At 58.0% G+C, this 11,880-nt stretch carries 11 protein-coding genes and 1 tRNA gene; 4 read left to right on the plus strand and 8 right to left on the minus strand.

Annotated features, from left to right (window positions below):
- The first annotated feature begins 98 nt into the window (after nt 1-98).
- The gene (locus B5F27_RS08090) at nt 99-398 is read left to right on the plus strand and encodes an AbrB/MazE/SpoVT family DNA-binding domain-containing protein (RefSeq protein WP_087248447.1); all 300 of its coding nucleotides are present in this window, start codon (nt 99-101) and stop codon (nt 396-398) included.
- Nucleotides 395-1,336 (plus strand): alpha/beta fold hydrolase, encoded by a 942-nt coding sequence (locus tag B5F27_RS08095; protein ID WP_087366284.1) that lies wholly within the window; start codon nt 395-397, stop codon nt 1,334-1,336. The genes B5F27_RS08090 and B5F27_RS08095 overlap by 4 nt, the downstream gene beginning before the upstream one ends.
- Before the next feature lie 56 nt (nt 1,337-1,392).
- On the opposite strand, the gene B5F27_RS08100 is transcribed toward B5F27_RS08095, so the two are convergent.
- Nucleotides 1,393-2,097 (minus strand): helix-turn-helix transcriptional regulator, encoded by a 705-nt coding sequence (locus B5F27_RS08100; protein WP_087366287.1) that lies wholly within the window; start codon nt 2,095-2,097, stop codon nt 1,393-1,395.
- A 288-nt stretch (nt 2,098-2,385) separates the two neighbouring features.
- On the opposite strand from B5F27_RS08100, the gene B5F27_RS08105 reads away from it, so the two are divergent.
- Entirely contained in the window at nt 2,386-3,060 is a 675-nt protein-coding gene (locus B5F27_RS08105) for a histidine phosphatase family protein (protein ID WP_087366292.1), read from the plus strand.
- A gap of 110 nt (nt 3,061-3,170) precedes the next feature.
- Here B5F27_RS08105 and B5F27_RS08110 read toward each other — a convergent pair whose 3' ends face one another.
- Together B5F27_RS08110 and B5F27_RS08115 are read right to left on the minus strand one after the other, a co-directional pair.
- Nucleotides 3,171-4,265, minus strand: a complete 1,095-nt coding sequence (locus B5F27_RS08110; protein WP_087366294.1) for a DUF3048 domain-containing protein — start codon at nt 4,263-4,265, stop codon at nt 3,171-3,173.
- Nucleotides 4,266-4,284: 19 nt separating this feature from the next.
- Nucleotides 4,285-5,466 (minus strand): DUF3048 domain-containing protein, encoded by a 1,182-nt coding sequence (locus B5F27_RS08115; protein ID WP_087366297.1) that lies wholly within the window; start codon nt 5,464-5,466, stop codon nt 4,285-4,287.
- A 242-nt stretch (nt 5,467-5,708) separates the two neighbouring features.
- Here B5F27_RS08115 and B5F27_RS08120 point away from each other — a divergent pair.
- Nucleotides 5,709-5,784, plus strand: a tRNA-Lys gene (locus tag B5F27_RS08120).
- A gap of 162 nt (nt 5,785-5,946) precedes the next feature.
- Here B5F27_RS08120 and B5F27_RS08125 read toward each other — a convergent pair.
- The 5 genes from B5F27_RS08125 to B5F27_RS08145 form a co-directional block, all read right to left on the minus strand.
- Complete coding sequence (locus B5F27_RS08125; RefSeq protein WP_087366301.1) at nt 5,947-7,332, minus strand: site-specific integrase; 1,386 nt, start codon at nt 7,330-7,332, stop codon at nt 5,947-5,949.
- Nucleotides 7,333-7,345: 13 nt separating this feature from the next.
- Nucleotides 7,346-7,657 (minus strand): helix-turn-helix domain-containing protein, encoded by a 312-nt coding sequence (locus B5F27_RS08130; RefSeq protein ID WP_087366304.1) that lies wholly within the window; start codon nt 7,655-7,657, stop codon nt 7,346-7,348.
- 15 nt (nt 7,658-7,672) lie between these two features.
- A complete protein-coding gene (gene mobV, locus B5F27_RS08135) occupies nt 7,673-8,623 on the minus strand; it encodes a MobV family relaxase (RefSeq protein ID WP_164474873.1) in 951 nt (316 codons plus the stop codon).
- Nucleotides 8,624-9,606: 983 nt separating this feature from the next.
- Nucleotides 9,607-10,947, minus strand: coding sequence for a phage/plasmid primase, P4 family (locus tag B5F27_RS08140; RefSeq protein ID WP_087366307.1), 1,341 nt, complete (start codon nt 10,945-10,947; stop codon nt 9,607-9,609).
- The gene (locus B5F27_RS08145; RefSeq protein ID WP_087366341.1) at nt 10,944-11,546 is read right to left on the minus strand and encodes a CHC2 zinc finger domain-containing protein; all 603 of its coding nucleotides are present in this window, start codon (nt 11,544-11,546) and stop codon (nt 10,944-10,946) included. Before B5F27_RS08145 ends, B5F27_RS08140 begins: the two co-directional genes overlap by 4 nt.
- Nucleotides 11,547-11,880: the final 334 nt, after the last annotated feature.

Genomic DNA, 11,880 nt, shown 5'->3' on the forward strand with positions numbered 1-11,880 from the left:
TGGAAAAAACAGGAAAGAACCGGTGTTTGCGCCGCGTCGGCGCCCGGTCCCTTTCTGAAGGGATAGGTCGCGAATGATCGCGCAAAAAGGAGAACGACATGAAGAAAAAAAAGAGCACCGGGATCGTCCGCGGGATCGATAATCTGGGCCGTGTGGTCTTGCCCAAGGAGCTGCGCACCGCCATGGGTCTGACCGGCGACAGCAAAGTGGAGATCTTTGCGGAAAACGGTGCTATTGTCATGCGCAAATACATCCCGCCCAAGGCCTGCGCCTTCTGCGGTGCGGTGGACGATCACGCAGTGGTGTTTGAAGGCTGCTGCATCTGCCCGGCCTGCTGCGCAAAGATTGCCTCCCTGCAGCCCGGGCAAATGGTCGGGGAAGGGAGTGTGGAGCCGTGAGCGGCGTGCAGTATTATAAGATTCCCTCGGTCCGCCCCGGCGCCCGCCTCAACGTCATGGTCTGCCTGCCCGAGGGCAGGCCCCGGGCGGTGCTGCAGATGACCCACGGCATGGTGGAGTACATCGGCCGGTATGAGGAGTTGGCCCGCTGGCTGGCCCGGCGGGGGATTGCGTCGGTGGGCCACGACCACCTGGGCCACGGTGGCTCGGCGGCGTCGCCGGAGGAATACGGCTATTTCGGCGAGCCGGACGGCAACCGTCTGCTGCTGGACGATATCTATGGAGTCACCCGGTGGGCCAAAGCTCTGCCCCAGCTGGAGGGACTGCCATGGTTTTTGATGGGCCACAGCATGGGCTCCTTTTACGCCCGTCAGTACCTCTGCGAACACGGGGAGGAACTGACCGGCGCCATCCTGATGGGCACCGGCTGGCAGCCCCGGATGGTGGTCCTGGCGGGCCGGGCCCTGTGCCGCCTGATGGCGGCTTTCAAGGGCTGGCATTACCGCAGCAAACTGGTGGACGGCATGGCCTTTGGCAGCTACAACCGCAGCTTTGAGCCGGCCCGCACCTCCAAAGACTGGCTCAACCGGGACCAGGCCGAGGTGGACCGCTACCTGGCCGAGGAGCGGTGCAGCTTCCGCTTCACCCTCAACGGCTATCACAGCCTGTTCACCGGCCTGGCCCGCCTGTGCGACAAAAAGCTGCTGGCCCAGGTGCCCAAAGACCTGCCCCTGCTGTTTGTGGCGGGAGACGATGACCCGGTGGGAGACAAGGGCCGCGGCGTCCGCAAGGCGGCCCAGAGCCTCCGGGACGCGGGGGTCCGGTCGGTGGAGGTCAAACTCTATCCCGGGGCCCGGCATGAGCTGCTGGTGGAGCTGAACCGCCAGGAAGTCTTTGAGGACATCGGCGCCTTTATCGAGAACAATCTGCCGGCTTGACGCAAAAAAGCGCCCCCGCGTTTTAACTGACGCGGGGGCGCTGGTGTTTTTTAGGATTACTTGTTCTCGTCCGGCGGGGTGAGGCCGCGGATGCGGGTCTCGCTGGTCTTGATCAGGTTCAGCAGGCTGGAAGCATAGAGGGGGAACTCCCGGGTCAGGCTCTCGGTGGTCATGGCCAGGGGCTCGGTGTCGTCCAGGCCCTCGCCGTTCTTGATGCTGCCGCCCGACAGCAGGACGTTGACGTTGGCCTCGGCCATCCGCATCACGGCGTCCGAATAGCCGTTCCACTGGCCCTCGCTGATGCTGAACATGCTGGCCGAGTTGTGGGGGCCGCTGGTGTACAGCAGACGGAACATCTTGTACACCGACATCATCAGGTAGGTGCTGATCTCGGTGACCAGGGCCTTGTTGTGGCACTGGCCCACCTTGGCGTAGAGGACGTTCAGGCTGTTGGAAATCAGCTTTTTGTTCATGGTGGGCAGAACGCTGCCGTGGTAGACGCTGTCCTTCATCTTGTCGGGGTTGGGGATGTCGTCGGCCGTCAGGACGGCGCCGGTGCGGTCTGCGCTGCGGCCCAGCAGATAGTCGCAGGACACCCCATAGTAGTCCGCAACCCGGACCACAAAGTCCAAGCCGCATTCCCGGATGCCTTTTTCATAGTGGGACAAAAGGGCCTGGGAAATATGCAGATCCTCCGCGGCCTGTTTCTGGGTGATGCCCCGCTCGGTGCGCAGCAGCTTGATGATACGGTTGAATTCCATGAATGATCCTCCCGGGCTTTGATGGTTTCCGCATAGCCGACGAAAAAAGCCCTTTTTACCTTTCTTTCAACAACATGTTGATTATACACAAGGGAAAACGACTTGTAAAGGAAAAAATCGCCGATGTTTTGCGTGATTTTTCGTCGTTTTTGTCAAAAGACTTGCCCTGCCACCAGATATATGATACACTTAACCATATTCCCCGCCTATCTTGTGTCTGCGGCGCGCCGCGGGCGCAAAATTTTTTTGGAGCGCGGGGCTCTGGTACGAAAGAGGTGCGTTGTTTGCATGAAGACCTTTAAGCTGCATCTGATCCGCCACGGCCTGACCGCCGGCAATCTGGAGGGTCGGTACATCGGCGGCGGGACCGACCTGCCCCTGTGCGACGAGGGCCGGGCCCAGCTGGCCGAGCTGCAGGCGCGGTTTACTTACCCGGAGGTGGATACCGTCTTTTCCTCCCCGATGCTGCGGGCGGTCGAGACGGCGAACATCCTTTTCCCGGAGGCGGCCCATCAGTTCACCGTCCACGACCTGCGGGAGGCTCATTTCGGCGTGTTTGAGAACCGCCCGGTGAAAGAGCTGGTGAAGGACCCGGATTTCTCCCGCTGGATCACCCCCGGCTCCGGCTTCACCCCCGAGGGGGCCGAGCCCACGGCGGATTTCCACCGGCGGTGCGGCGAGTCCCTCCTGAAACTGTTTGAGTATATGATCCGGATGGACGTCACCGAGGCCGCCTGCGTCACCCATGGCGGCGTCATCGTCAGCATGCTGTCCCAGCACGCCCTGCCCAGCCGCCGCCCCGAACAGTGGATGGCCGACCCCGGCTGCGGCTATACCGTCCAGACCGACGTCCAGCTGTGGATGCGGGACCGGATGGTGGAGGCCATCGATATCGTGCCCTACGGCTACGCCGACACCCTGCGGGGCCAGGCCGAGACCGAGGAAAACGAATCCTACCGGTAAAACCGGGCCAAAGGGAGCGCCCTGCGCTCCTGCACCGTCAAAAGAAAGCGCCGCTCCCTGCCTGTCCGGCAGAGGGCGGCGTTGTTTGATTTGCTGATGCAGAAGGGGGATCAGTTGGCGGTCATCTCGGTGCCCTGGCTGTCCCGCAGGATGACTTCCTGGCCGGCCACGCTGCCCATAAGGGCGATGTAGCTGGTGCCGGGATGGATGTTCAGGGCGGTGCCGTCCGAATTGTAGATGGCGAGGGTGGAGTCCACCCCGGGCATCCAGAGGATGCTCCATACCGATCCGCCGTTCAGGTATACCCCGGCGCCCATGGTCAGATCGTATCCCCAGCAATAGCCGTCGTCCCGCAGGGAGGGGGCGCTGTAGAGAATCAGCAGGTTGTCAAAACCCGCCTGGGTGCTGGTGTTGGCGTCGGTCTGAGGGGACCCGTCCGACCGGGCCATCAGGTACTGGCCGGTGCCCTCGTCGTAGGTGAAGTGGGTGGAGCTGGAGGGAGAAAAGACCAGTTCCACCGAGGAAGCGCCTTCCTTGCCGTTGGCGGTCTCGCCGAAGGGAAGGAGCGGGGGCAGCTTGGCGGTGGATTCTCCGCCGGAAGCGTCGCTGTCGGCGGACAGCGGGTCGGTCTTGGGCTGTACATGGAGGGAAACCCCGGCGCTGTCGGCCAGAGGCAGCAGGTCGGCGCCGCTGGTGGTCCAGCTGATCTGGTCGGGCTGGCCCCAGACCCCCTCATAGGTGAAGCCCTTGATCCCCAGGGACAGAGCGTCCAGAGGGAGAACCTCGTAATAATCCTCGAAATTGGCCGCGTAGACGGTGGCGCCGCGCTGAATGGGGATTACCTGCTGGCAGGCCAGAAGCTGGAGATAGAGGTCCCGCCCCTGGGCCACCGGCCCCGTCTTGGGAACCGCCTCCAGGGAAGGGTAGACCAGACAGAGACTGGTGGCGTTTTCCCCCTCGGTGAGGGCCTCAAAGACCACCGACGCCTCCCCGATACCCCATTGACGGCTGGCCTCCGGGCCGTTGTCAATAAAGACGGCGGCCGGCCGCTGGCCCGGCCAGCGGGCAGCCTCGCCGGTGAGAGGGTCCAGGGCAAGGGTATCCTCCTCCGCGGCAGAGCGGCTCTGCTGGGCAAACAGGGCGCAGCCGGTCAGCATCAGCACTGAAAAACAGAGGGCCGCCCATGCCAGAGTGTGTTTCTTCATGGCGAAAATCCTTCCAAAATCAGGCGTTGAAGGTGAAGTAACCCTGCTCGTCCTCGTCCACGATGGCCAGATAGGTGCGGCCGCGGTTCAGGGACACCGGCTGGCCGTTGTCGGTCAGTTCCAGAGGCAGGTCGGGGGCCAGCTTGGACCACTGGCAGACCCGCACCCGGCCGCGGGTAAAGAGGTAGGCTTCGCCGCCGGCGATGTACTGGACCTGCTGGACGTCGCCCGAGTCGCCGGGATAGGCGGCGATGGGGGCAAAGCAGACCACCAGGTTTTCAAAGGCCAGCTGCTGGCCGTTCAATTCGTCCACAGCGGCCTCAAACTGGCCGGTGCGGGCGCTGTACATCTGCATCCGGTAGACCTTGTCGGGGCTGCTGTAGCTGAAGGCGGACTGATAGTTGGCCGAATGGCGGACGGTGACCGACCGGGCGGCCTCATAACCCTCCAGTAGTTCGATCTCGCCGGTGCGGTAGTCGGTGAAGGGGAAGAAGGTGGTGTCGTAGTTGTAGGTCAGGCCGATGGATGCGTTTTGGGTGGCCTGACGGATCTCGGGCCCCGAGGTGAACTCGGTGTGCTCATAGGCCACCACGCCGCCCCGGCTGTCCCGGTGGGCCACATGGGGATGGGTGGGGGTGTTGAAGTAGCTCTTGCCGCCGATGTTCAGGCCGGAATAATTCCACTGGCTGATGTACTGGGTGCAGAACACACTCTCGCCGTCGTGGTAATACAGGCCCTGCCAGGGCATAATCAGCTGGAGGAACTGGTCCCGGCCCGAGCGCAGGGGACCCACCTCGGGAATGGCGTCTACATTGTTATAAAGGGCGCACAGGCGGCTGATGTTGCCCTCCACCTTGGACTCGATGAGGATGGAGGCCGACGACAGGCCACGGTGGGGCCGGGCGTTCTGGCGGGCGCTGTTGCAGATGTTGTTGACCATGACGCCGATGATCCGGCCGTTGCCGGTCTTGGCCTCACCGGTGAGGGGGTCGGCATCGTAGGGGGGCAGCGCCGGGGCGCTGCTGGCAGCAGGCTGGGAGGAGGCGGCAGAGGAGGCGGCGCTGGAGGAAGCGGCTTCCTCCTTGCCGAACACCTTTTGCAGCCAATCCATGAAGCTGCCCTTGGTGCTGGCGCCGGTAAAAACCAGGCAGCCGGCAAAAACTGCCGAGCAGCGCAGCAGCAGACGGCGAGTGATCTTCATAAATCTATCGCTCCTTTACAGTGGTGTGGGGGACGGGGCTCCGCCCGGTGTCCTGGCGCACAGGAACGTGCAAAACCGGGCACGCTGTATATCTCCCATTGTAACTATTTTGTTTTCCTTTGTAAAGAGGAACTTCCTGCCGCGCCGGCGGACTTTTTTGCGTCAGGTCTTGCAATTTGGCTTCAGCTGTGGTAGAATAGTCGGGCAGTATAGCACTGTGCAGTTTTTCTGCCCCAAAATATGCGCTCGTAGCTCAGTCGGTAGAGCATCTGACTTTTAATCAGAGGGCCTGGGATTCGAGTTCCCACGAGCGCACCAAAGAGAAAGCGTTGAATCGTAAGATTTGACGCTTTTTCTTTTTATGTACCCGCTCAAAGGCGGGGAGTGCACGGTCGGTGCACGGTTTCTGCACGGTCAGGCTTTTCGCAGGAGGATTTTATATCCTGTGGAATTCCTTTGCAGTTTGTGCCCGAATTTGCATCAGGTCATGAGGGCCAGGCGAAGCTGTGCCTTCACCGCAGGATCGGCGTTATTCAACAGATCGAGCAAGGCGGACATGGAGATGGCGGCCTCACCGGCTATCTCAGACGGTTGAGCGGGCTTACCGGTTTCCTTGTAAAAGCTCTCCTCGAACTTTTGCCCCAGCTCTTTGCGGGAAGTCTGTTGGATATGGGCATAGGTATTGACCAGCATATCTGCACTGGCGTGGCCCGTCGTGCCTTGTACGGCTTTCACATCGCCGCCTGAGATCATCAGCTGGTAGGTGGCACTGGAATGCCGCAGCCCATGAAAAACGATGCGGGGAAATTCCGGGTGCGCGTCCTGCCACTTGAGGAACTTTTTGCGGATGAGGACCGGCTCCACGGCCTGACCGTTGGGCAGGCGGAGAAGCATTCCGCTGTCGTGGTAGCGTTCTGGTGCACGGGCCTCGTCGGCCTTTAACTGTTCCAGCCAGCATTTCAGTTCCTCCCGAAGGGCGGTGGTCAGGAAGATGATCCGGCGAGAAGCATCTGTTTTGGTGCTTTTTAGAATCAGAAGGGTCTTGCTGCCCTCTCGCTTGTCCTCAAATGCTTTTAACACACAACTGTCGCCTACTTGGCTTAGAGATTCTTTCTGTACCCGCTGCATCGACTTGTTGACCGAAAAGGTACCGACCCCGCCGGCAGCGTCAAAGTCGATGTCTTCCGGGGTAAGCCCTGCTACTTCGCCTTCCCGCAGTGCGCCAACCAGAGTCAGGTGGACCGCCAGATGAAGGATAGGATCCTCCATGCTGGCGAGGGCCGCCCGCATTTCCTCAACGCTCCAGATGCTCCGCTCCTGGGTAGTCTTTTTGGGGCCTTCCAGAGGGACGGGGCTTTTCAGTAGAATGCCCCACTCCACCGCATAGAGGAATGCGGTGTGCAGCAATCGGTGGACCTCATGGATGGTGGTACCGGAAAGCAGCCGCTGCTTTTGTTTGGGGGTCAGCTTCTGCTTTTTGCCTTCGATATACTGGCCGCAAGGCGTCTTGCTCAGAGTGCTGTACAGGTTCTCCAAGTGATAAGGCTTGAGCTTCTGCATCTCCATGTTTCCGATATAGGGAACAATAAGGTTTTGGATGGTGGACAGATTGGACTGATAAGTCTTGGGTGCCCACTTATGCTTGCTGCACTGTTTGGGCAGCCAGTCCATCAGGAACTCACCGACCGTTACCGTTGAAGGGATCAGGAAGGTGCCGCTGGCCAGCTCGTGCTCGACCTGCTTTTTGCGGTTCATCGCCTCCTCTTTGGTGGAGAAACTTTCCCATTTGTCGCAGCTTTTGCCGTGCTCGTCCTGGTAGGTGTAGCGGACGCCATAAGAGCCGCCTCGTTTTGTGATATATGCCATAACTGCCTCCTTGTCAGGCTGCCCGGAACAGCCAGGCGTGAAAACTGTGCTTGGGGACGCGGATGCTTCCGCCTACCCGTAAGACACGGAACTCGGTGGTGCTGTTGCACAGGTTATAGGCAGAGCGCAGGCTGATGGCCAGCATCTGCGCCACCTCCTCCACCGTGTAGACACAGGCTTTCCGTTCGGGCTGTTTCAGGTCAGAGTTCGGAGACTTGACGGCATTGTTTTGGGTGACTGATTCCATTGTACCGGTTTCGGGGGTGTTTTGCAAGGTTTCTGAGGTGAAATTTGTGGGTGTGTTGTTATTTTTCTTCATTGGCATTCTCCTTTTCATGGTTCAAAGTTCGGCAGTACGCTGGGCGGCTTTGGGCCTCCTGAATTCGTCCAAAACCTCTTTCGGTATCCGTTCCAGCAATGCCAGAGCATCCTCATAATCGCGCCGGAGCTGTGCGTCCCGCAGCTCCTTGAGGACGCTGGTTTTGGTGGCAGCTTCCAGAGATTGCTCCAACTCGGCGGCCTTCTTTTTCAGTTGCTTGTTCTCTGTGGCCGTCTCGGTGAAGGCTACGTTGTACTTCTTGAGCTGAGTGTGCATCTTCTCCACAGCCGGGATATAACCGTCCAGCAGTTTGGAGATTTCGGCGGCCCGCTTTTTGCTATTAAGAGGCCCGATGCCGGTAAGCAGTTCCTCCAACTTCTGGCGCTGCTTGTTGAGGCGGGTCATCTCCTTGAAAATGCGGGGTGGGATGTGGTCGCGTCCCGTCTGGCTTGCGCTCTCGCCGCGCTCCAGGTCGGGGTATTTTTGGACCACGTGTTCCCAGAACTTGTCCTGCCACCAGGTCAGCTTCTTTTTGTTGCCCACGATCTCCTTGGCACTCAGGCGGCCGTCTGCGGTCAGCGGAACAAAAGAAAGGTGCATATGGGGCGTTTTCTCGTCCATATGCACCACGGCGGAGATGATCGTTTCTCTGGATTGGTATTGCTCGAAGAAGCAGAGCACTTCTTCAAAGTAGCGCCGGACTTCGGGCAGCTTCTTGCCTTTGAAAAACTCCGGCGTAGCGGTGAACAGAACCTCCACCACCCGGACGCTGTCTGTTCGGGTACGGCATCCGGCAGCCTGGATTTGATTCTCGGCCTCTGCCCTATACCTGCCGGTTGGCTCGATCAGGTGGAAGTTGTACTTGCTGCGGGAGCGGTCAATATCAGGGTTGCTGGCGTACTTTTCTTTAGTACGCTCGTTGTGGGCTTCGATGTTGGATATCTCCGGCCCCTTGTACTTGGCGAAGCGCATGATGGCATATTGTGGTTGGCTCAAGGACGGCCCTCCTTTTTGGCAATTCAATCATATTGGTGACGGGCATAGTACAAACTCCTTTCTTTTGGATGGATGAGCTTCGATTACAAAAGTGGTGCTGGACAAAATGTCCAGCACCAACCAAACTAAAATCAAGTGTTCATTTTGACCACTTGATTATTGATACATCCTCTTTTATCAGTTGGTCAAAATGACCAACTGATTTATATAAGGGGATAGAAGGTGTTCCATCTCAAATCAAGTTCTCAAAATGGGAACTTGATCGGAGAGGAGTGGCCTGGGTCATTTTGACCCAGGCCACTTCAGTGTCATAAAGGATTGCGTATATAGCACGTTTTGGGCTTTTCGCTATGTACGTGCGTACGGGGGGGTTAGTGCGTACATAGCGGTGAAAGGTGAACATCTCGGCATTCCAGAAAATCAACGGACAAAATCTGTCCGTTGATTCTTTTACATCAACTCGAACTTCTATTGTGCAAGATCAAGTGGTCAAATTGACCACTTGATTACAAGGATTGGACCAAAGCAGATGCACTTCCGAAAAGATCCACTGCCACTAAAGCCGAGTTGCCACCGTGAAAATTTGATCAACTCAGTGTGGTAGTGGACAAAATGCCCACTACCACTTTAGCCTTATAAAGGATTTGCGTATATGGCGTGTTTTAGGATTTTCGCTATGTACGTGCGTGTACAGACTTCGTACATACGTACATAGCAAAAAGGCGAAGTGCTCCCATATACATGATTTTGGCTGTTCCCAAAATGGGAACAGCCACTTCAATTTCGTGAATCAGAACTCGAGCGTCAAATCAAGAGATTCTGGTAGTGACCAATTTGGTCACAGCCACTTCAAGGGAGTAACAAACGGTTACACTCTCTGGAGCCTTATGCCGGATGCGTCTGTACTGGCCTCGTACATACGTACATAGCAAAAAGGCCAAGTTCTCCCATATACAGTTTTATCCCCAGGAAGAGGTAGGCATCTCCGGCCGGACCAGGGCTTCAATTCCCAGGTAGCCCCATACACGGCGGCCTGCCGAGTTGACAATATTGTTGGTGTGCTCCAGGTTGTACTTTTTCAGATTGGCGATCAGGTTATCGCTGAAACTTCGGGCTTTCAGTGGAACCAGATTGTTCTCCTCGCACCACATCTTATAAATGGTGTAGAGGTCCTTGGAGCTGATACAGGCGTCCGCTTTGAGACGGATATAGTCCTCCGCCTCCATGAAGTCAAATAAGTTGTTATTGTCCCGTTTGACAAGCTCCCGGTTGCGCCGGGCGCGGTCGCTTTCGGTGAACTTAAAGCTGTTCCTGACCAGGCGCTGCAACCCCTCAAAGGCCCACAGGAAAATCCCTTCGGCCTCAGTAGCCATCTTCTCGGCGATATCAGGATCGTCCACCCGGTCAGCGGGCTTGTCCCTGGTGGTCAGGACTAGCTGCCGCCGGTAGAAACCGTCGCTGCGGTCATAGAGAGCCTGTAGGTCTCCATTGCTGAACGCCAACAGCCGGGCATACATCCAGCCCTGGTAGCTCTGCTTACCCTTGCGTTCCAGATCCATCTGGCCCTGGGCGGTGACAATGGATTTGACGTAGTTTGTCTGCCGCAGGGCTTCGATGCGCATATCGTCATCCACGCAGAGCAGAATGTGCTCGAGATCGGCCCGGGCAAAGCGGTTCTCTGATATTTTGCCGATGCTGCCGTCTTTCATATTGGTGCCGAACAGCCTGGACAACACCACGCCGATCTGGCTTTTGCCTTCGCCGCCCCGGCCCTTGATGACCATCATCCGCTGGCCCTTGTTGCTGGGAATGAGGCAATAACCGATAAACTCCTGAACCGTGGGAATATCCTCCGGGTAGAGCAGGTCGGACAGGAACCGCAGCCAGTGGGCAGGCTGGGCCGCTGCGGGGTCATACCGAACGGGAAGCCGGTTGCGGACCACTTCTGGCTTGCCCTCCTGAAAGCTGCCGTTCAGATTCAGGGTCCCATTGGCCAGGTGGATACAGTTGGTGACTGGCGGGAAGTCATCTACCTGGGCGGAGAGTTTGAGCAGGTCCAGGATATTGCCCACCTTGCGGGCTACGTTGTTGCTGGCATGGTCCCGCAGCTCCTCATAAATCATGCTGCGCAGGGGCATCTCGTCGGTGACACGACCGTATTCGGTAAAGAAAAAGCCGTTGCAGAAAACAATTTTGTGCATAGACATGAAGGTCTCACAGAAAACCGCTTCGTTGATCCGGTGCCCTTCTTCCAACCAAACTGGGTCGTTGGAGCTGGGCTGGTAGGTGTTGTTTTTCATGCGGTCTCCTTTGCTTTGAGGGTATCCAAACGGGCTTCCATTCTGGGCAGCAGCTGACCATCTAGCAAGCGCTTGGCAGTGGTCACCTTCTGAGAGGTCGGCCCAAAAGCCAGACGATCCATGAGGTCATCTACGACATCCAGCATGTGCAGGGCTTCCACAAAGCGCTCGTCCAGCGCTTCCTCCGGTGAGCGGGGAGCAAACTCTGTTCGCCATTTGGTCAGAGTGCCATGGTAGTCATGGAGGACCCGGAGACAGTAGGCAATATCCTCTTGCTGGGCGTTCGAGGGGGCGATAGGTGGCTTGGGCAGTGCAACCGCGCCGGATGGGGGCTTGTCCGGGCTGAGGTCAAAATCCTGAACCAGTTTCCGGGCAGCCTGTAGGCTGCTAAGGTCGAATATGCGGGCGGTGAGGTCGATGACATCGCCGGTGGCTCCGCAGCCGAAGCAGTAATAACAGGCGTCGTTCAGCTTCATGCTGGGCGTGTGGTCCTCATGGAAGGGGCAGCAGACCATGCCATTCGGTGTGACTGGCAGGCCGTATAAGGCCGCGGCCTGCTTCACGGTGACGGCGGCTTTGACAGTTTGAAAAAGATTCACTTGCACCTCGCAATCTTGATAGGGTGAGGGCACACGGTGCCTTGCCGTGTGCCCGGGCGGATAAAGTTTGCCGGTCTCCCTCATCGCTTCTGGCAGGCAACCCTTCATCTCTGAGGGCGCTGTGTCATCCCTTTCGGGCGCTCGCTCCGGGTGGAGGTCGTGGCGGTTTGGGCGGTGAGGACGGTCATTCAATTTTGCATTGGAGACAGTATAACAGAAAATCCAGAGCTTTCCCGTATGTCCAAGAGGTTGGAAATTTGCCTCAAAACACCTCGATTTCCACGCTCTTGGACAAAACAGCATCAATATGGTATACTAAAGTAATAAATCGCCA

Source organism: Faecalibacterium sp. An192 (genome assembly GCF_002160175.1).
Lineage (GTDB): Bacteria > Bacillota > Clostridia > Oscillospirales > Ruminococcaceae > Faecalibacterium.